Source organism: Cupriavidus sp. CER-90, assembly GCF_057652055.1.
Map to the genome: position 1 here is coordinate 1083225 of NZ_JBYGYM010000001.1, position 19088 is coordinate 1102312.

The 19088-nt window shown below is 68.6% G+C and carries 18 protein-coding genes and 1 pseudogene; 10 read left to right on the top strand and 9 right to left on the bottom strand.

What is annotated here, in order from left to right; translation table 11 throughout:
• Positions 1-103: 103 nt before the first annotated feature.
• The 5 genes from AC24R4_RS04870 to AC24R4_RS04890 all read left to right on the top strand — a co-directional run bounded on the left by AC24R4_RS04870 (position 104) and on the right by AC24R4_RS04890 (position 5399).
• On the top strand, positions 104-2341 hold the full coding sequence (locus AC24R4_RS04870) for a TonB-dependent receptor (RefSeq protein WP_487522388.1): 2238 nt from the start codon (positions 104-106) through the stop codon (positions 2339-2341).
• A gap of 70 nt (positions 2342-2411) precedes the next feature.
• Positions 2412-3098: a Fe2+-dependent dioxygenase gene (locus AC24R4_RS04875; RefSeq protein WP_400397312.1), complete on the top strand. Its 687-nt coding sequence runs from the start codon at positions 2412-2414 to the stop codon at positions 3096-3098.
• Between the two features lie 2 nt (positions 3099-3100).
• Positions 3101-4177: an alpha-hydroxy acid oxidase gene (locus tag AC24R4_RS04880; RefSeq protein WP_487522389.1), complete on the top strand. Its 1077-nt coding sequence runs from the start codon at positions 3101-3103 to the stop codon at positions 4175-4177.
• A gap of 21 nt (positions 4178-4198) precedes the next feature.
• Positions 4199-4816: a TetR/AcrR family transcriptional regulator gene (locus AC24R4_RS04885; RefSeq protein WP_487522390.1), complete on the top strand. Its 618-nt coding sequence runs from the start codon at positions 4199-4201 to the stop codon at positions 4814-4816.
• 175 nt (positions 4817-4991) lie between these two features.
• Complete coding sequence (locus AC24R4_RS04890) at positions 4992-5399, top strand: VOC family protein (RefSeq protein ID WP_487522391.1); 408 nt, start codon at positions 4992-4994, stop codon at positions 5397-5399.
• 73 nt (positions 5400-5472) lie between these two features.
• Here AC24R4_RS04890 and AC24R4_RS04895 read toward each other — a convergent pair whose 3' ends face one another.
• Both AC24R4_RS04895 and AC24R4_RS04900 read right to left on the bottom strand, forming a co-directional pair.
• Positions 5473-6366 carry a sensor histidine kinase gene (locus AC24R4_RS04895; RefSeq protein WP_487522392.1) on the bottom strand — a complete coding sequence of 298 codons (894 nt, stop codon included), beginning with the start codon at positions 6364-6366 and terminating at the stop codon, positions 5473-5475.
• 254 nt (positions 6367-6620) lie between these two features.
• Positions 6621-7535 carry an AraC family transcriptional regulator gene (locus AC24R4_RS04900; RefSeq protein WP_487522393.1) on the bottom strand — a complete coding sequence of 305 codons (915 nt, stop codon included), beginning with the start codon at positions 7533-7535 and terminating at the stop codon, positions 6621-6623.
• A 240-nt stretch (positions 7536-7775) separates the two neighbouring features.
• Between AC24R4_RS04900 and mnmH the strand changes: the two genes are divergently transcribed.
• From mnmH to AC24R4_RS04925, 5 genes and pseudogenes are all read left to right on the top strand, one after another.
• Positions 7776-8837 (top strand): tRNA 2-selenouridine(34) synthase MnmH, encoded by a 1062-nt coding sequence (gene mnmH, locus AC24R4_RS04905; protein WP_487522986.1) that lies wholly within the window; start codon positions 7776-7778, stop codon positions 8835-8837.
• 87 nt (positions 8838-8924) lie between these two features.
• Positions 8925-9191: a hypothetical protein gene (locus tag AC24R4_RS04910; RefSeq protein WP_487522394.1), complete on the top strand. Its 267-nt coding sequence runs from the start codon at positions 8925-8927 to the stop codon at positions 9189-9191.
• A 181-nt stretch (positions 9192-9372) separates the two neighbouring features.
• Entirely contained in the window at positions 9373-10446 is a 1074-nt protein-coding gene (locus tag AC24R4_RS04915; protein WP_487522395.1) for an acyl-CoA dehydrogenase, read from the top strand.
• Entirely contained in the window at positions 10443-11045 is a 603-nt protein-coding gene (locus AC24R4_RS04920) for an SAM-dependent methyltransferase (protein ID WP_487522396.1), read from the top strand. Before AC24R4_RS04915 ends, AC24R4_RS04920 begins: the two co-directional genes overlap by 4 nt.
• A pseudogene (locus AC24R4_RS04925) lies at positions 11042-11729 on the top strand (glycosyltransferase family 2 protein). The gene AC24R4_RS04920 and the pseudogene AC24R4_RS04925 overlap by 4 nt, the downstream one beginning before the upstream one ends.
• On the opposite strand, the gene AC24R4_RS04930 reads toward AC24R4_RS04925, so the two are convergent.
• The 7 genes from AC24R4_RS04930 to AC24R4_RS04960 are packed head-to-tail and all read right to left on the bottom strand — an operon-like array spanning position 11719 to position 19023.
• On the bottom strand, positions 11719-12666 hold the full coding sequence (locus AC24R4_RS04930) for a glycosyltransferase (protein WP_487522397.1): 948 nt from the start codon (positions 12664-12666) through the stop codon (positions 11719-11721). The pseudogene AC24R4_RS04925 and the gene AC24R4_RS04930 sit on opposite strands and share 11 nt — an antisense overlap.
• Positions 12659-13714, bottom strand: a complete 1056-nt coding sequence (locus AC24R4_RS04935) for a glycosyltransferase family 9 protein (RefSeq protein WP_487522398.1) — start codon at positions 13712-13714, stop codon at positions 12659-12661. The genes AC24R4_RS04930 and AC24R4_RS04935 overlap by 8 nt, the downstream gene beginning before the upstream one ends.
• Positions 13714-14700 (bottom strand): glycosyltransferase family 2 protein, encoded by a 987-nt coding sequence (locus AC24R4_RS04940; protein ID WP_487522399.1) that lies wholly within the window; start codon positions 14698-14700, stop codon positions 13714-13716. The genes AC24R4_RS04935 and AC24R4_RS04940 overlap by 1 nt, the downstream gene beginning before the upstream one ends.
• On the bottom strand, positions 14687-16474 hold the full coding sequence (locus AC24R4_RS04945; RefSeq protein WP_487522400.1) for a carbamoyltransferase family protein: 1788 nt from the start codon (positions 16472-16474) through the stop codon (positions 14687-14689). The genes AC24R4_RS04940 and AC24R4_RS04945 overlap by 14 nt, the downstream gene beginning before the upstream one ends.
• A complete protein-coding gene (locus AC24R4_RS04950) occupies positions 16455-17675 on the bottom strand; it encodes a glycosyltransferase family 9 protein (protein ID WP_487522401.1) in 1221 nt (406 codons plus the stop codon). Before AC24R4_RS04950 ends, AC24R4_RS04945 begins: the two co-directional genes overlap by 20 nt.
• Positions 17669-18283, bottom strand: coding sequence for a D-glycero-alpha-D-manno-heptose-1,7-bisphosphate 7-phosphatase (locus tag AC24R4_RS04955; protein ID WP_487522402.1), 615 nt, complete (start codon positions 18281-18283; stop codon positions 17669-17671). The genes AC24R4_RS04950 and AC24R4_RS04955 overlap by 7 nt, the downstream gene beginning before the upstream one ends.
• The gene (locus tag AC24R4_RS04960; protein ID WP_487522403.1) at positions 18274-19023 is read right to left on the bottom strand and encodes an SDR family oxidoreductase; all 750 of its coding nucleotides are present in this window, start codon (positions 19021-19023) and stop codon (positions 18274-18276) included. Before AC24R4_RS04960 ends, AC24R4_RS04955 begins: the two co-directional genes overlap by 10 nt.
• Positions 19024-19088 lie beyond the last annotated feature (65 nt).

Consider the following 19088-nt stretch of genomic DNA (forward strand, 5'->3'; position numbering starts at 1 on the left):
CTACTCCGCCCCCCTTCGACCTCGCCCGCGCGCCTGTCGCCTGACAGGCGCAATGGATGCCCGCATCCGCCCCGATTGTTGTCGTCAACGCTGGAGTTCAGTTGTGCAGCAGAAAATCCTTTCGTCTTCGATCCGCGTAGTGGTGTCCGGCGCGGCAAGCACCGGCACCGTCCTTACGATCACGGCGCTCCCACAGATCGCCCATGCCCAGCCCGCCGCGGTGCTGCCGGCGGTCACCGTGACCGGCACGGGCATCGAGAACACCAACGAAGCGCCCACCGGCATCGCGCGGCTGCCCGATACCGTGAAGGAGACGCCCAAGACCATCTTCGTCCTCCCGCGCGACGTGCTGGAGCAGCAGCAAGTGACCTCGCTGGAACAGGCGCTGAAGAACGTGCCCGGCATCACGGTGTCCACCGGCGAAGGCAACGGCGGCCAGAATGGCGACCAGTTCCGCATTCGCGGCCTGCCGGCCAAGGGCGATGTCTATATCGACGGCCTGCGCGACTTTGGCGCCTACCGGCGCGACATCTTCAACACCGAAAGCGTCGAAGTCATCAAGGGCCCCGCGGGCGAGAGCTTCGGCGTGGGCAACCTGGGCGGCCTGATCAACCAGACCTCGAAGAAGGCTGGCAAGGGCACGCGCACCAGCATCGACCAGAACTTCGGCGCCGGCCCCACGTACCGCACCATGCTGGATGGCAACTACCAGCTCGGCACGACCACGGCCGTGCGCGTCAACGCGATGTTCCAGGACGGCAGGACGCCTGACCGCGACCACGTGGACGACGACCGGCGCGGCCTGGCCGTGGACTTCGGCACCGGCCTGGGCACGCCGACCGAATGGCACCTGAACTACGCCTACCTGCACCGCAGCGGACCGCCCGACTACGGCGTGCCGATGGCACAGGGCACCGACGGCGTGTACCGGCCGATCACCGAGTACGACGTGCCGGGCCTGTCGCGGTCCACTTCGTACGTGCGCAATACCGATCGTGACACCAGTGATGCCCATGTGGTGACTTCCCTCTTGCAGACGACACTCGGAAACGGCATCACGCTGAACAACGACACGCGCTTCAGCTACTACGACCGCGACTTCTCGGGCACCAACCCCGCGGGGGTCAACCAGGCCACCCTGCAGAAGCTGCTGGCTGGCGGCAACGCGCGGCTGCGGTACGGTGCGCGCGGCGGCATGACCTACATGCAGCGTGGGTGGGGCCTGCAAAACGTGCTGAGCGCCAAGGGCGAGTTCCACACCGGCAGCCTCCGCCACCGGGCCATGGCCGGGCTCGACGCGAATTACCAGCGCGATCACCGCGACATCGGCAGCTGGACCGGCCGCCTGAACAACCAGACCATCGTCGATCCGGTCTTCGACGCCAGCAAGAATGCCAGCGTCAACTACGTGGCCACGCGCGACGCCAATTCCACCAACGTCGGCCTGTTCGTGAACGACCGCGTCTGGCTGACGGACCAGGTCTCGCTGCTCGGCAGCCTGCGCTGGGACTATTTCCGCAGCGAATACGAGACCAGCGCCTCGGCGGCGGGCGGCACGGCGGATTCGAAAAAGCTCAGTCCGGCCATCAGCGCGATCTGGGAGCCGACGACGAACGCCATGTTCTACGCGATGTTCTCGCGCTCGTACCGGCCGGTGGGCACCGACATCGCGCTGGCCGTGGGCGGCGTGCAGTCCGAGGTGCCCAAGGCCGGCGTCACCAGCGAACCGGAGCGGTCCGACACCGTGGAAGTGGGGGCCAAGCTCGACTTCCTCGACAAGCGCCTGGGCGTGACGGGGTCGCTGTTCCAGATCCGCAAGTCCAACGCCTACACGGTGGACCCGGTGACGGGCGCAGTCGCCAACGGCTTCTCCGACAGCGGCGAGGGGCGGCGCATACGCGGCGCGGAGGTAGGGCTGACCGGCAGGATCACCACGAACTGGTCGGCCAATCTGGCCTATGCCTACCTGGATGGCGAAGTGACATCGGCCGCCATCCCGGCGCTGGTGGGCAACGTGGCGCCTGGCGTGCCGCACCACAACCTGACGCTGTGGACGGCGTATGCCATTCCGCACGCGCTCGTGCCATTGCCGGGCAAGCTCACGGTGGGCGGCGGCGTGCAGTACGCGTCCGGCTACTGGGCGAATTCGGAAAATACGGGCCGCGTGCCCGACACCTTCTCGCTTGACGCCATGCTGGCCTACCGGCAGGGCAAGTTCCGGGCATCGCTCAACGGCTACAACCTGACCAACAGCCTGAACTACGCGTCGGCATTCCAGGCGACGCGGGCCGTGCCGGCTTCCGGCCGTACCGTGCTGCTCAACGTTGGCGTGACGTTCTGATTCCGCCGACACCGGGCCGGCTCCTTCACTGTGGGTGGGGGCCGGCCGTCCTCCCCGAGAAATCGCCACCATGCTGATCCGTATCCCAAATGTCCTGACCGCTGACGAAGTGCGCACACTCAGGCGACGCCTGGAGGCGTCCTCGTGGGTCGATGGCCGCGTCACGGCCGGCGACCTGGCCGCGCAGGCCAAGGCCAACTTGCAGTTGCCGACACACACCGCCGAAGCCCTGGAACTGGCCGACTTCGTCCTGCAGGCGCTGGGCCGCAGCGCGGCCTACCATTCGGCCGCGCTGCCGCTGCGTGTGCTGCCGCCGATGTTCAACCGCTACGAAGCCGGCATGACGTTCGGCACGCACGTCGACAACGCCATCCGCACCATGCCCGGTACCGGCGGCCTGCGCATGCGCGCCGACGTGTCCAGCACGCTGTTCCTGTCCGATCCCGACGAGTACGACGGCGGCGAACTGGTTATCGAAGACCTGTTCGGCACCCACGCCGTCAAGCTGCCGGCCGGACATATGGTGGTGTATCCTGCCTCGTCGCTGCATCGCGTCACGCCCGTCACACGCGGGTGCCGCTGGGCCTCGTTCTTCTGGGCCCAGTCGATGGTCAAGGACGACGGCATGCGCACGACGCTGCACGAACTCGACATGACCATCATCGGCATCCGCACCCGGCTGGGCGACGGCGACGACGCGGTGCTCTCATTGGTCAACCACTATCACAACCTGCTGCGGCGCTGGGCCGAGCTTTGACGATGATTCCTGCCGATACCGTTTCCGCGCGCGACTATGAACGCCGCTTCCACGAACGCGTACATCCGGCCATTGCCGCGTATATCGCCGGGTACTCGGCCGACGGCATCACCCAGCGCGACAACCTGGCAGCTTTCGAGCGCATCCGTCTGATGCCGCGCGCCCTGGTCGACATGTCCCAGGCGTCGGCGCGCTCGGAACTGTTCGGGCGGGTGCTCGACTATCCGGTGCTGATCGCCCCCACCGCCTATCACAAGCTCGCGCATCCCGATGGCGAGCTGGCCACCGTCCATGCGGCGTCGCTGACGCGCACCTGGATGACGGTCAGCACGCAGGCCAGCGTCACGCTAGAAGACATCGCCCGCGCCGCCACCACCACGTTGTGGTTCCAGCTGTACCTGCAGCCGCGCCGCGAAGACACCCTGACGCTGGTGCGCCGCGCCGAGCAGGCCGGCTACCATGCCATCGTGCTGACCATCGATGCGGTGGTCAACGGCATCCGCAATGTCGAGCAGCGCGCGGGGTTCCGCCTGCCCGACGGCATCGGCGCGGTCAACCTGGCTGACTTTCCGCCGCCGGAGGCCCACGACGCCAGCCACGGGAGCCCGGTATTCCGCAGCATGCTGCGCCATGCGCCGACCTGGCAGGACGTGGCATGGCTGTGCCGCCAGACGACGCTGCCTGTCCTGGTCAAGGGACTGCTCAATCCGGCCGATGTCCGGCCCGCCCTCGATGCGGGCGTCGCAGGCATCATCGTCTCGAACCATGGCGGCCGCACGCTGGACACGGTGCCGGCCACCATCGACGCGCTGCCGGCCGTGGCGCAGGCCGTGAACGGTGCGGTGCCGATCCTGCTCGACGGCGGCATCCGGCGCGGCACCGATATCGCCAAGGCGCTCGCGTTGGGCGCCAGGGCCGTGCTGGTCGGCCAGCCCGTGCTGCATGCGCTGGCCGTGGGCGGCATGCCCGGCGTGGCACACCTGCTGACGATGCTGCAGACCGAGCTGGAAGTGGCGATGGCCCAGTTGGGCTGTCCGCGGCTCGAGGCGCTGGACGGTGCCGCCATTCAGCCGCGATAGACCAAGACCAGGTTGCCGCCCATGCCCCAATCCAGACCGGCAGCACCGCTGCGCCCGCGCAAGACGCCGCGCCAGGCACGTGCCGGCGAAACCGTGGCCGCGATTGTCGAGGCCGCCGCCCAGGTGCTGGAAGCCCACGGTGTCGAAGGCTTCAACACCAACGCGGTAGCCGAGCGGGCCGGTGTCAGCATCGGCTCGCTCTACCAGTACTTTCCCGGCAAGGACGCGCTGACCGTGGCGCTGATCCAGCGCGAAACGGCGCGATTTCGCGCGGACATGGCCTTCGCGCTGACGCGGCGCGGGGGCAAGGCCGCGCTCGAATACCTGCTGGGCGCCTGCGTGCGCCAGCAGTTGCAGCGGCCCATGCTGGCCAGGCTGCTCGACATCGAGGAAGCGCGCCCGGCGTTGCGCGACGAAGTGAGCTCGGCCGAACTGCAGGCCCTGTTTACCACCATCGTGGGCCGCGTGGTTGCCGATCCGGCCCAGGTCGACATGGTGGCGGGCGATCTCTTCGCCATGATTCGCGGCATGGTCGATGCCGCCGGCGAGCGTGGCGAGCACGATATCGACTGCCTGGAACACCGTCTGCGGGCGGCGGTTTTCGGCTATCTGGCCCGGGTCGGCAAACGCCGAATGTGAGCACACCCTGACCGCGCGCCGGCGCCAACCGCCTGAAATCCAGGGCTGACGCGGGTTCTCGGGCCATCCGGCGCATGCCGCCGATGCGAGTTGTGGCGGCGGGCCGCTGCCCATAATCTGAAGTCCTCCGGCGAGCCGGGCAATGGTGCCCGGCCGCCAGCAAGAGAGACCGACGATGACCGATGTGACCCATATCATGAAGCTCAACCACCTGAGCTTTCCCTCCGCCAACACCGCGGCCACGGCCCGCTTCTTCGAGCAGTACCTCGGATTCACGATCGCCGGGACGTGGGACAAATCCTTCATCCTCAAGCGGGCCGGCTTCGACGTGGTGATCGACCACGCGAGCGATGACGTGCCCGCATGGCCCGGCAATTTCCACGTGGGATTCGAACTGCCGACGCTCGACGCGGTGCGTGACCTGTACGCGCGCTTCCAGGCCGATGGCGTGCAGCTCGAAACCGGCGTGTTCAACAACGGGCGGGGGTCACGCTTCTTCTGCCGCGCACCGGGTGGCGTGATGTTCGAGCTCAATACGCGCTCGGACGCCGCGCCCGCGTATCAGGGGACGTTCGAGGACTGACCCCGGAAGCGCCTCGAGACACTGCAGCCGGCAGTCGGCACGGCCTGATCCGTGTGAAGGCGCGCCGCCCCGCCTAGGCGGCGGCGCAGGCTGAGACGTACAACGGCAGGGCGACCGTCACCGTGGTCTGTCCATCGCCCGAGGCAGCAGCTATGGTGCCGCCGTGCAGTTCCACGATCGCGCGGCAGATGGCGAGCCCGATCCCCATGCCGTCGTCCTTCGTGCTGAAGAACGGTTCGAAGATCCGGGCCAGTTGCTCGGGTTCGATGCCACGGCCGTTGTCGATGACTTCGACCACGGCCATGCCGGCGGCACCGCGCCGCGTGCGCAGTGTCACCCGGGCAGTGCCCGGTGAGCCATCGCGCCTGGCCTCCACCGCGTTGAGCAACAGATTGAGCATGACCTGCTGGATCTGCACGCGGTCGCCATGTACCGGCGGCAAGGTCGTGTCGAGATCGAGCCGCAGATCGACGCAGGCGACGCTGATCCGGCAATCGGCCAGCGGCAGCACCTCGCGCAGCGCGTCGTCCAGCCGGAATGGCTGGGGCGGCAACGGTTCGCGGCGCATCAACGCGCGCAGGCTGCGGATCACGCGCTCGGCGCGTTCGGATTGTTCCTGGATGCGGCGGATGCCTTCGCTGACTTCGCCGGCCATCGGGGCGTCACGCTTCATCCAGCGTTCGATGGTGCCGGCTTCGATCCGGATGGCGGTCAGCGGCTGGCGGATTTCGTGCGCGATGGACGCCGCCAGCGTGCCCAGCGTGGCCACGCGCGACAGATGCACCATCTGCTCCTGCAGGCACTGGATGATGGCCGTGTCGCTGCGGCATGCGCCAGCGTCCGCGCCGGCACCGCTCAGGTTTTCCTGGATACGCCGCTCGATGGCCTGTGCGACGTCACGCACCATGCGGATGGCGTCCAACTGGAATGCGGCGGCCTCCGAGGGCGGGTCGCTTTGCGGGGTCACGGCGGCATCTCCAGTTGGCAACAATCCAGCGCCGGCGGCGGCCGGGGCAGAAAGCGCGTGGCTTCTGGCGGCGCGCCATGCGGCAGTCAGACGCAATCTACGACACGCCTCGGGAATTGACTTGTCGATTTGTGCCGCGCCTTGTACGTCTGTGCCGCATTGCCGCGCCATACACGCCTGCAATGCCAATGCCAATGCCAATGCCACCAGGGCGACCCCGATGCTTCCGCGCCGGTCGGCCGCCCCGCCTTCGGTCAGCCGAGATAGCGACGGCGCCAGAGGCCGGGCGCCATGCCCGTGTGCCGCGTAAAGACGCGCGTGAAATGGCTCTGGTCGGAAAAGCCGCAGGCCACGGCGACCTCGGCCAGTGGCACGGCGGCGTCCCGCAGCAGCGCGCAAGCGCGTTCCAGCCGCTGGGACTGCAGCCACTGATAAGGCGTCTGCCCCGTGGTATCGCGAAAGGCACGCGTGAAATGGCTGCGTGACAGCTGGCAGGCGTCGGCCACGTCGGCAATCGACAGGTCGCCGTCGAGCTTGGCGGCCAGCAGTTCCTTGGCCCGGGCCACGCTGCGCGGCGACAGCAGGCGGTTGACCCTGCGCGATGCCACCGGCTCGTCGCCATACTGGCTGACCAGATGCACGCCGATGGTCAGGCTCAACTGGTCGATGAACAGCCGGCACGCATGTTCGGGATGGCTCAGCGCAGGCACCATCGCCTGGGCAAGGTGCGCCAGCACGGGGTCGGGCTGACCGGCGGTCTCGCGCAGGGCGCGTTGACGCGCACGGCCCATCTCGCTGCTGGTGCGCTCGATGAAGCTGCGCGGCAGCTCCATCAGGATGAAATCGAAACGGGTCTGGTAATCGGCCTTGTAGTCCTCGGACAGGCTGCGGACGTAGATGTCGCCGGCCGCGAAATCGTGCGTGCGCGCGTGGCGCCCGGCAATGATGCGGCGGCGGTGGCCGGCCCCGAGGGCGATGCCCGCCACAAAGCCGCGCTCGGCCGCCGGCATGGCGATCTGGCCCGACTGCAGGCGCGCGCTCTTGCGATAGAACTGGATGTCGCTGCCCGCAAGGGCCTGGTCGGCGCCGAGCTTGTCCGCGGAGCAGCCGAACGTATCGACCGGACCCGGCGGGACCATCGGGACGGAGGTGGTTTGGGTTGTCGACATGGCGAAAGTCCGCGATGAATCACGATGATGCCGCCTGATTCTTACCAGATCCTTGCAGAAGCAGGCCGGCGCAGCATAGCACGCAGGCTGCGCCCACAGCCTGCCGCCCCCGCCGGCGATCGCACCATTCCGGGGCGGCGCCCGGCAGCCAGATCTTCTGATCTTCTGTCATCCCGGGCGGCCCGGGTTGGAGTAGGCTTCATGCTTGAGCCATTTCCCAGCCCGCACTGCCCGTCCTTCATGAAGCCCTTTGTGCGCGTGGAAGACCGCCACGCCTTCGACACCATCATCGACGCGCGCTCGCCGGCCGAATTCGAGATCGACCATATGCCGGGCGCGATCAACTGCCCCGTGCTCGACAACGAGGAGCGGCGCATCGTCGGTACGCTGTACAAGCAGGCCGGCGCCTTCGAGGCCCGCCGGCTGGGCGGCGCCCTGGTGGCCGCCAACCTGGCCCGCCACCTGCGCGGCCAGTTTGCCGAGCGCCCGTCTGACTGGCGGCCGCTGGTCTACTGCTGGCGCGGCGGGCTGCGCAGCGGTGCGATGACCACCTGGATGCGCATGGTCGGCTGGGACGCCCAGCAGCTCGGCGGCGGTTACAAGTCGTGGCGGCGGCATGTCATCGCCACCCTGGACACCCTGGCGCCGCAACTGCCGCTGGTGGTGATCTGTGGCGCCACGGGAAGCGGCAAGACCCGCGTGTTACAGGCCTTGGCGGCCCACGGCCAACAGGTGGTCGATATCGAAGGGCTGGCGCGGCACAAGGGGTCGCTGCTGGGCGCGCTGCCGGGCGTGCCGCAGCCCTCGCAGACCCGTTTCGAGACGACACTGGCCGACGCCATCGAACACATCGACCTGTCCCGTCCGCTGTTTGTGGAAGGCGAAGGTGCGCGCATCGGCCAGCTCAACCTGCCGGTGCCGCTGGTGGCGCGCATGCGCGACAGCCTGTGCCTGGAAATCGACGTGCCGTTGCCCGCCCGGCTGGCCTTCCTGCTGCGTGACTACGCCTACCTGGGCGACCGTCCGGAATGGCTGGCCGGGCAGCTCGGACGGCTCAAGGCACTGCACGGCAAGACCACCGTCGACGCCTGGCAGGCCATGGCGCGGGCCGGCAATCTGCCGGAGCTGTTCGCCGAACTGGCCACCCGGCACTACGACCCGTCGTACGCGCGTTCGCAGCGCAGGCACTTTCATCGCTGGGACGATCGCATGACCATCGCGGCGGACACCCTGTCGGCCGACGGCATCGACGCGCTGGCGGCCGGCATTGCCGAGCGGGTCGGCGCGCGCTGGCCGGGGTAGATACCGCCTGCATCACACCGCGTCGCCGCGCGCGCCCGGAACGAAAGATGCGAGACCTCACGCATACGGATCAACCGGAAGGCTGCAATGGATCGCATGCGGTATAGCGATGACGACCTGGAGGCGCAACGGCAACAGGCCCTGATCGAACGAGACATATTGCCGGTGGACCACCGGATACAACGCCTGCGCCGCGAGATCCGCGCACGGCTGCGCCATTTGCGCCTGCTGAAGCGGAAAGGGTATCCGGTGGCGCATTCCGAGCGGCTGCTGGGACTGATGTGCCGGACGCTGGCCGTTGACCGCGCCTATCGGCGCGCGATGCTGAAGGCGATCCGGAGCCGCCTCCGATAATTCACGGTCGACCCCGGCGGCGCGGCGCTTCCATGTAAGCCCTACAACGGACCGGCAAATATGGGGGCCGGCGCCACACCAGCCGGCGGCCTGCCTGCCCGGCCTCTCTGCGAATCCCGTGCCAACAGGGGTGGCAGAGCGCCCAGGTGCTTTGGCAGGAATCTTGCGGCGCGCCGTGCATGTGAACGCACCGCCCGCCGCCATGGTCCCCGACGACACGCTCGGATCGCTGATCGCCCGTTATGACACGCCAGACGGCATCCCGCCGCCCGGCCACGGCCAGACGCTGGCCCGCTGGCGATGCTTTTCGGACGTTGCCGCCACGCACGGCGCCGTCGCCATCAAGCTGTTCGAGGCGCATGCCGATGCGCTGGCCATTCTGCTGGAGGTCGCGCAAGCACGCCCCCAACGCGGTACGCGCTGGGCGGTGTGGGCCGCCGAGCCCCCCGATGCCCGCGTGCACGCACGGGCCGCCATGGACACCGACATCCGCCCGCTGGCGGCGCGCACCGGGCTGGCTGGCGGCAGGCCGCTGCGGCTCGATGGCCGCAAGGCATGGTGCTCCGGCGCGCAAGCCGTGTCGCATGCACTGGTCACCTGCCACGACGGCAACGGCGGTGCGCTGATGGCGGCCATCGACCTGCACGGCGCCGGCGTGCGCATCACCAGCGAAGGCTGGCATGCCGTGGGCATGCGCGACACAGGCAGTGGCGACGTCATGCTGGATAACTGCCCCGCGCTGCAAATCGGCCCGGCAGGCGCCTATCTGCACCGCCCCGGCTTCTGGCATGGCGGCGCGGGCATTGCCGCCTGCTGGTACGGCGCCGTCCTGCCGTTCGAACAGGCCGTGCGGCGCGCGGTTTGCCGCCATGGCGACCCCCATGCTGCCGCCCACCTGGGCGCCATCGACAGCGACCTGCGTGCGACAGCCGCATTGCTGCGCGAAACGGCTGCCTGGATCGACGCACACCCCAAAGACGACGCCTACGTGCCGGCCATGCGTGTGCGCGCCACGGTCGAGGCCACCGTCCAGCGCGTGATGCAGCGCGCCGGCAACGTGCTGGGCGCCGGCCCGCTGTGTCGCGACGCGCGGCTGGCCGCCCTGTTTGCGGACCTGCCCGTACTCGTGCGGCAAAGCCACGCGGAACGCGATCTGGCATTGCTGGGGGACAGGCTGAGCCAGCGCACTGGCGGCGGCAAAGGCGGCGATGCCAGCAAAGCCACCGATGCCGGCGAACAGGGACACCGGCTATGACGCCCGCGGACGCCACCACCGACTTCCATGCCATCTTCGAGCAGGACGACCCTTGGGGCCTGGCTTCGCTATGGTATGAGGCGCGCAAGCGCGATCTGCTGATGGCGGCCCTGCCTGAGCCGCGCTATGCCCGGGCGCTGGAAGCGGGCTGTGCCACGGGCCTGCTGACCGAGCGGCTGGCCGCGCGCTGCGACGCGCTGCTCGCCATCGACATGATGCCGCGCGCCATTGAACGAACCCGTGCGCGCGTGGCAGGGCTGCCGCAGGTCGAGACGCGCGTGGCGGCCCTGCCTCAAGCGTGGCCCGCCGGCCGCTTCGACCTGATCGTGCTGAGCGAGCTTGGCTACTACTTCGATCGCGAGCCGTGGCTGCGGACCGTGGCGCAAGCCGCCCAGGCGCTCGCGCTTGACGGCACCATCGTGGCCTGCCACTGGCTGCGCCCGTTCGCGGAGCGCGCCCAATCCACCCGCCACGTGCACGCCGCGATTGCGCGCTGCCCGGGCCTGCATCGGCATGTTCGGCATATCGAGCCGGACTTCCTGCTCGATGTCTGGTCGCGCAACCCCGAACCGCTGCGCAGCCGGGAGCCCATGCGATGATCGGCGTCGTGGTGCCCGTCCACAACGAGGAAGCCAGTCTGGAGGCGTGCCTGCTCGCGCTGCGCGCCGCCGCGCTGCATCCCGGCCTGCAGGGCGAGCCGGTGATGCTGGTCGTGGTACTGGACGACTGCAGCGACCGTTCGCTTGCCATCGCCAGCCGCCATGGGCCGACCCACGTGACCTGCCTGACCATCGCCGCGCGCAATGTCGGCATCGCCCGCCACACCGGCGCCGAACTGCTGCTGGCGCTGAACGCCCGCTGGCTGGCCTTCACCGATGCCGATAGCCGCGTGGCACCGGACTGGCTGGTGGCGCAATTGGCGCTCGCCGCCGATGCCGTGTGCGGGCTGGTCACCGTCGACGACTGGAGCGGGCATCCCCCGCATGTCCCCGTACGGTTTGCCACACGGTATCAGCGCGCCGACGATCATCGCCATGTTCACGGCGCCAACCTGGGCGTCTGCTCGCGGGCCTATCGCCGTGCGGGCGGATTTCCGCCTCACGCCAGCAGCGAGGATGTGGCGCTGGTGCAGCGCCTGATCGCGCTGAACGCGCAGATCGCCTGGAGCGCGCTGCCGCGCGTGGTGACCAGCGCCCGCATCAAGGGCCGCGCCCCGGGGCGGATTCGCCGATCACCTGGCGATGCTGAGCGGCCTTTGCAACGACGCCACGCCTAGCGCGTGACGTCGCGAAAGGCGGCCTGCCAGTCGGCAACAAAGCGTTCGATGCCAAAACGCTCCCGCGCCGTCCGGGCGGCCGCCTGGCCCCAGCGCGCCGCCATCCCGGGGTCTTCCAGCAATGCGCGCATGACATCGACCAGGCCTTCCACGCGCGTATCGACATGGCCGTTGACGCCGTTGCGGATCACCGTCGCCAGTTCCGTCGTGGCCAGGCCGACCACAGGCATGCCGATGGTCATGGCTTCCACCACCGCGAGTCCCAGGCTCGTATAGCGGATCGGGTGAAAGAAGAAGCGGTAGCGCGCCATGAAGGCGGCAAGCTCGGTGTTGGCAACCTCGCCGATACCGCCCGCCGCCTGCGCGTCCATCCCCACCAGGTCCACCGGCACGCGCCGGCTGACATCGGCAAAGATATCCGCGCCCAGCCGCCGGCCGCGCCTGGCCAGGTGATTGACCACGCTGATGCCGCGCGCGCGATGGCCGGTGTAGCGTACCGCCGGATCGACCACCACGCCGTGGTCGATGACACGCGTCGGCGTGATACCGCTGTCCCACATCAGCGCATTGAATGGCGTGACGTGCACCAGCAGCATCTTCGGGTCCTGCACCGGGTGGCGCGTGTTGGTGGGATGCGCCTGCGGCGGGTCGTGCTCGAGATAGATGGCCGGCAGCCCGCGCTGGGTATCGGTCAGCAGGGTTTCCCTGTCGTTGGCGTAGTGGTCGTGGTGCTGGTAGAGCACGCAGTCGAACGCCGTGCTGGGCACCGCGTCATACGGTACTTCGCTCACGTTCCCGCCCCATGGCAGCTGCCCGCCCACGCCAGCGTAGCCGGGTGGGTAGCCGGGCCGGGTCACCAGCAGGAAGTCGTGCGGCACCTGCGACAGGTAGTACAGGTAGTTGCCATGGACGTGCCACGTCAGGATGCGCAATCGCCTAGACATATACGGTCTCCCGATCCGCAAGGCGCCGTGCGGCGGCGGCCACGCTGTCCACGTCGATGTGCATCGCACATTCATGCCCATACGGGCACGCCTGCCAGGCGCAGGGGCGGCAGGGCGGATAGTCGGCCAGCACGTGGTGCAGCGTGCGGTCCAGCGGCGCCCATCGTTCGCTGTCACTGCCGCACGACACCACCACGCTGGGCGTGTCCATGGCCGCGGCAATATGCGATGCCCCGGTGTCATTGCAGACCAGCAACCTGGCGTGGGCAATCAACGCGGCCATCGCGCCCAACGACGTCTGGCCGCACAGGTTCACCACCGGCACCCCGGTCAAGGTGCAAAGCCGGGCAGCCAGCGCGCTCTCATCGGGCGCACCCGTTACGACGATCCGCCAGGGATTGCCCAGGCGTTGCGCCACCTCGGCAAAGCGTTCCACCGGCCAGCGCCGCGACAGCATGCGCGCGCCGGGGTGGATGCAGACATAGCCGCCCGGCTCCAGCCCATGGGCATCGGCCAGCTTGCGCCAGTCGCGCAGGTCGTCGGCGTGGAGCGGGAAGGAAAGATGCGTGTCCGCGTGCGGATAGCCCAGTGCGTGCATCAGGCCGAGCAGTCGTTCGATCTCGTTGCCGTCAGGCCAGGCGATCCAGAACTCCCCCGGCGCGGCGGGCCGTGCGCCGTCGGACCCGTCGCAAAACCCGGCCACGCGCCGCGCGCCAAGCTGGCGGACCAGCGGATTGGTGATCGCCCCGCTGCCATGCAGCTGAATGGCAAGATCGAATCGCCGGCGCCGCGCGTCGGCGAGGAAGCGATCCAGCGCCTGCGCATCAGCGCCCTGCTCGGGCATGCCCGGCGCCCCGGGGAAGGCCATGAAGTCGTCGATCAGCGCGCAGTAGCGCGCGGCGAAATCGCGAGCCCACGGCAAGCCGACAAGCGTGATGTGCGCATCGGGCTCCGCCGCGCGCAATGCCCTGAGCGCAGGCACGGCGCAGAGCATGTCGCCCAGTTGCAGCGCGCGAAAGACGGCGATCTTGCGCGTGTCGGCCGGCATCACAGGAATCCCGTGCGGAATGCCAGCGCCCCGCGCAGGCGCCAATAGAGCGACAGCGGCGGGATGACTATCGACGTCACCACCATCTCGCAAACATGGCGCGGCCGCCACGACGCACCGCGCAGCCGGCGCGCACAGAATGCCGCCGTCAGCAACACCCAGCCGCCTGCCGCGACCGCCGCCACCTGCGCGGCGCCGGCAAGCACACCGGCCAGCGCCACACCGGCACACGCCACGATCACGTAGTAGTGCCAGGGCGGCACACGCCGGATACGCTGGCGATACAGCCGCGGATGCTTCTTGTACAGCAGGGCATCGAAGAACACCTTGGCCTGTGCCCGCGCGCTGGCGCCCCATTCGGCGGGGCGCACCGGATGCTCGACCACCGCATCGGTCGCGCGGCCCACCGGGCCGACCTGCCCTTCCAGACGGAACTGCAGGTCGGAGTCCTCCCGCCATGCGCGCGTGAAGCGTTCGTCAAAGCCACCGACCCGGTCGAATGCCGTGCGTCGTACAAAACAATTGGCGGTAACGAATTCCGCGCTGGCCAGCCCGGCCGTATCGCGCTCGTGGTCGGTTGGCCGTGCCGGCGTGGGCACCACGACCCGGCCCGCCGCCGCGCACCATCCGGGCGTGCTGGCCAGGGCCAGATAACCGTTGCAGACCCAGTCCGGCGACGGGATCGTATCGTCGTCGGTGAAGGCCAGGATCTCTCCCCGCGCCAGACGCGCGCCAGCATTGCGGGCCCCCGCCGGCCCTTGCGTGGCCGGCACCGCCGTGTAACGGAACGCCACGGCGCGATACCGGGCCGCCAGCGCCGCCACCAATGCCGCGATGGCCGGCTCGCAGCCATCATCAGCCACGATGATTTCGAACGCGCGCGTATCCATCTGTTGATGGCACAGCGCCAGCAGACAGCGTTTGAGCAGCGCCTCGCGCCGATAGGTGGCAATGACAACCGAGACCAGCGGATCAGGCGCTTGCATCGGCGGTCTCCTTGTGGCCGGCCTTCATCGCCGGCGCGGCGCCTGGCTTCTCCACCAGGAACGAACCGATCACCAGCGCGTCCAGCGGAGACGTCCAGAAGCATTCCACGGCATCGCGCGGCGTGCAGACAATCGGCTCGCCACGCGTGTTGAACGACGTGTTGACCAGCACCGGCACGCCGGTCAGCCGCTCGAAGGCCGCCAGCACATCGTAGTAGATGGCGTTCTGGTCGCGACGGATCGTCTGCACCCGTGCCGTGCCGTCCACGTGCGTCACCGCCGGAATGCGCTTCGCCTGCTCGGGAATCACGTCATAGACGAACAGCATGAACGGGGCGGCACCGTCGCCCGGCTTCTTCGCGCGGAACCATTCGCCCAGACGCTCCTGCATCACGACCGGCGCCACCGGCCGGAAGTCTTCCCGATCCTTGATGTCGTTAAGCCGCTGCTGCATGCCCGGATCGATCGGCGATGCCAGAATCGAACGGGCGCCGAGCGCACGCGGGCCGAATTCCATGCGTCCCTGGAACCAGCCGATGATGCGGTTCTGCGCCAGCAGCTCTGCGGCGCTTGCCGCCACGTCATCGAGCCGGCGATAGGGCAGCTTGGCCCAGTCCAGGAACGCCGCGATCTCGTCGTCGCCGAACGCCGGCCCCAGGTAGGCGTGTTCCATCGTCCAGTGCCGGGTCGGCCGGCCGCGCTCCGTGAAGTCCACCCACAGGGCCGCGCCCAGCGCCGTGCCGGCGTCGCCGGCGGCCGGCTGCACCCATACCGCGTCGAACGGCGCCTGGTCGCGCACCCGCGCATTCATCACGCAGTTAAGCGCGACACCGCCGGCCATCGCCAGATTGGCTTCGCCGGTGCTTTCCGCGAGCCAGGCCGCCATGCCGACCACGGTCTCTTCGAGCACCTGCTGCAGCGAGCGGGCGATATCGAAGTGCCGCGCGTCGAAGGTATCGCCGCGCAGGCGCGCGGGGCCCAGCACCGTTTCGAGATCGACATCGGCCACGCGGTAGCCGCCTTCGCCATCGCTGGTCACCATCCTGCGGAACACATCGAGATGGGTTGGCTTGCCGAACGACGCCAGCGCCATGACCTTGTACTCGTCCGACGAATGCAGGAATCCCAGATGGCGGGTGACCTTCTCGTACAGCAGCCCCAGCGAATCGGGCAGGTCGATCTGCTTGATCCGCCGGTACTCGCGCCCATCGAACAGGCCGTAGCTGGTGGTGGCCGATTCGCCGCGGCCGTCCATCGTCAACACGGCGCATCGCTCGAACGGCGCCGCCAGGAACGCGCTGGCTTCGTGCGCCATATGGTGCTCGATGAAATGCCAGCGGAACGGCCCATCGTGACGGATCTCGCGGAAGCGGGCCGACAGGTGATGCGGGGCGCCCGAAGCCAGCTGCCGCGGCGCATTGACCACGTACGACAGGAACAGCGGATCCCATGGCGATGTGCGGGCATCGGGCTGCCGGTCGCGCGACGGCTCCAGCGGCAGCACCACCGATTCCTGGCCATGCAGCGCGCCAAGCAGCAGCGCCGGATCATAGGAATACGCCACATGGTCGACATCCGCCAGCGTGATACCGGCTTCGCGCAGGCAGTATTCGATGGCATGCCACGGCAGTTCCCACGCGCTGAACGGCACCGGCCGCTTGCCGTGCTTGATATGCGTGAAGCGTTCGTCTTCCGCGGCCGCCACCACCACCCCGTCATGCACCAGACAAGCGGCGGAGTCGTGATAGGCGGCGTTAATGCCGAGCGTGTACATGGACATCCTCCTTGGCGATGGCTTGCACGGGCATGTCCTGCCCGATGGAAACGTGCTGCGGCATCAGCCCCTGCCGGGCATGGCAAGCCCACGGCATCGTCGTCCGTGCGCCGGCCTCGCCGCCGAGGAGCGCCATCGATGCCTCCACCACCTGCAGCACCGACACTTCGCGCAAGCAGCGATGATGGCCTTGCGGGCACGTGCTCTTGTAGCAATAGCGGCACGGCACGTCCTGGAACAGCACGCGGTGCGGCACCATCCATGGCGTGTGCTGCGGATTGGTCAGCGCGTACAGATCCACGACGGGCGTGCCGAGCGCGGCCGCCATATGCACCGGGCCGCTGTTGTTCGACACCAGCAGATCGCTCGCCGACAGCAGCGCGCCCATTTCGCCGATGGACAACCGGTCGGCCATCGGCACCACCGCCGGATGGCCGGCCAGCTTGCAGACTTCCTCCACCAGGCGGCTTTCGCCACCATTGCCCGTGACGACGACAAGCGCCCCGACACCGGCGGCCAGTTCCCGCGCCACATCGGCGAAGCGTTCCGCAGGCCAGCGCCGCGATGCGGCCGTGGCACCGGGATGCACCACCACGCGCACGTTGGCGCGATGCATGGCAGCCAGCTCTGTCAGCAGACCGTCCGCCATCGCGCGGTCCGCGTCGGTCAGCGCAAAGCGCAGGCGCGGGTCGCCAGTGACGGCGCCCACGTGCGCCACAAGATCCAGCTGGCGCTGCGCTTCGTGCCGTGGCGGCGCATCGCTCTTCGTATCGGGCTCGGTGTCGGGCACCCAGTCGGTCAGCAAGGCATAAGGGTTCTCGCGGCAATGGGCCAGCCGCAGCGGAATGCCCGCCATGCCGCACAGCATGGCCGCTGGCAGCGCGCTCTGGCTGTAAACGGTGAAGATCACCGCCGCGTCGAAAGACTGCGCCGCCAGCTGCGCGACCCCGTCGCCGATGGCGGCAGCCATGCCGTCGGCATCGTGCGCATGCCGGACCCACGGCGCATCCCACGCAATCACGTCGTCGATCATCGGCAGATGCGGCGCCAGCATGGCCGACGCGCGCGATGTCAGCAGCGTCAGGCGGCGCCCCGGTACGCTTTCCGCAAGCGCCTGCATCGCCGGCGTGGTCATCAGCACATCGCCCATATTGTCCAGCCGGACGCACAGCACGCGCCGGGCTTGCTGCCATGTCAGCATGGCCGCTCCGTCATCATCGGGGGCGATGGCGAAATCGGCAGGCCGGCCGCAATGACCTGGGCCGCGCGGTCGAGCGTGGGGACGATAAAGTCTGGCGTACGCAGGGCACCGCCAATCCATTCGGTTTCGTTGCCGCAATCGACAAGCACCGTCCCGCAACCGGCACGGCGTCCGGCTTCCACATCGTCGAGGATGTCGCCCACCATCCATGATTTGCCCGGATCGCAGCCCAGCGCGGTGCAGGCCTGCCGCAACAGGCCGGGCGCGGGCTTGCGGCACAGGCAATGCACGGCATAGGGTCTGACCTGACCCTCCGGATGATGCGGGCAATAGAAGAAGCCCGAGAGCCTGGCGCCATGCAGGGCAAACAGATCGCTCAGGCGCTGGCGGACGGCGTCGAGCGCCTCCGCGTCGAACCGGCCCAGCGCGATGCCCGGCTGGTTGCTGACCACGGCAAGCGGCAGCCCCAGCCGCGAGAGCCGGCGCAGCGCATCGCCGACCGTATCGGCCAGGCGAATCTTCGCCGGGTCCACGTTGTAGGGCACGTTCTCGAGCAGCGTGCCGTCCTTGTCCAGCAGTACCGCGCCGCCACGCTCGACTATGGCCATGAGGTCTCCTTCATCGGCAGCACCATGACTTCCGGGATCACGGTTTCTTCCGGCTGCGTCAGCACGAAGCGGACGGCGCGCGCCACGTTTGCGGGGTCCTGCAAGTTCGAGGTGTCGATATCGGGAAACCTGTCGAGCAGGAAGGGGGTGCGCATGCCGCCTGCCACCACGGCCGATACCTTGATGCGATGCGCGCGCAGTTCGGCGTGCAGCGCATGCGACAGGCCCAGCAGGCCCCACTTTGTCGCGTGGTACGCCGACGCGTTCGGCCAGGCCCGCTTGGACGCCGTGGAGGCGATGTTGACGATATGCCCGCCGCCCTGGGCCTTCATCAGCGGCACGGCGGCATGCGTCAGCAGATACGGACCATACAGGTTGACCATCAGCACGCGCCGCCACTGCTCGGTATCCACTTCCTCGACGGGCAGCGTGATGTCGATGGCCGCGTTGTTGATCAGCCCGTCAAGCCGCGCCCCGCCATCCGCAATGTCGGCGAACAGCCGCTGTACGGCGGCCGGGTCCGAGACATCCGCGCAACACACCGTGGCCTCGGCGCCGGCTTCACGCAATGATGCCGCGCACCGTTCGCCAAGCGCCTCGTTGACATCGGCAACGATCACATGCGCGCCGGCTTGCGCGAGCATGCGGCAGATCTCGGCGCCGAGACCGCCCCCTCCGCCGGTCACCAGATACCGTTTGCCTTCCAGCAGCGGATGCCTGTCTTGCTCGAAGTCCCGCATGTTGCCCTCCCCCTCGCGTCGTCAATGAATGGAGCCCTCGCAGCGAATTGCATGCCATGCCCGTC

Bases quoted from the DNA above. Each gene is read 5' to 3' on its own strand.
- AC24R4_RS04875 (WP_400397312.1), top strand. From the start codon at position 2,412: ATGCTGATCCGTATCCCAAATGTCCTGACCGCTGACGAAGTGCGCACA.
- AC24R4_RS04880 (WP_487522389.1), top strand. From the start codon at position 3,101: ATGATTCCTGCCGATACCGTTTCCGCGCGCGACTATGAACGCCGCTTC.
- AC24R4_RS04885 (WP_487522390.1), top strand. From the start codon at position 4,199: ATGCCCCAATCCAGACCGGCAGCACCGCTGCGCCCGCGCAAGACGCCG.
- AC24R4_RS04890 (WP_487522391.1), top strand. From the start codon at position 4,992: ATGACCGATGTGACCCATATCATGAAGCTCAACCACCTGAGCTTTCCC.
- AC24R4_RS04900 (WP_487522393.1), bottom strand. From the start codon at position 7,535: ATGTCGACAACCCAAACCACCTCCGTCCCGATGGTCCCGCCGGGTCCG.
- mnmH (WP_487522986.1), top strand. From the start codon at position 7,776: ATGAAGCCCTTTGTGCGCGTGGAAGACCGCCACGCCTTCGACACCATC.
- AC24R4_RS04910 (WP_487522394.1), top strand. From the start codon at position 8,925: ATGGATCGCATGCGGTATAGCGATGACGACCTGGAGGCGCAACGGCAA.
- AC24R4_RS04920 (WP_487522396.1), top strand. From the start codon at position 10,443: ATGACGCCCGCGGACGCCACCACCGACTTCCATGCCATCTTCGAGCAG.
- AC24R4_RS04930 (WP_487522397.1), bottom strand. From the start codon at position 12,666: ATGTCTAGGCGATTGCGCATCCTGACGTGGCACGTCCATGGCAACTAC.
- AC24R4_RS04935 (WP_487522398.1), bottom strand. From the start codon at position 13,714: ATGCCGGCCGACACGCGCAAGATCGCCGTCTTTCGCGCGCTGCAACTG.
- AC24R4_RS04940 (WP_487522399.1), bottom strand. From the start codon at position 14,700: ATGCAAGCGCCTGATCCGCTGGTCTCGGTTGTCATTGCCACCTATCGG.
- AC24R4_RS04945 (WP_487522400.1), bottom strand. From the start codon at position 16,474: ATGTACACGCTCGGCATTAACGCCGCCTATCACGACTCCGCCGCTTGT.
- AC24R4_RS04950 (WP_487522401.1), bottom strand. From the start codon at position 17,675: ATGCTGACATGGCAGCAAGCCCGGCGCGTGCTGTGCGTCCGGCTGGAC.
- AC24R4_RS04955 (WP_487522402.1), bottom strand. From the start codon at position 18,283: ATGGCCATAGTCGAGCGTGGCGGCGCGGTACTGCTGGACAAGGACGGC.
- AC24R4_RS04960 (WP_487522403.1), bottom strand. From the start codon at position 19,023: ATGCGGGACTTCGAGCAAGACAGGCATCCGCTGCTGGAAGGCAAACGG.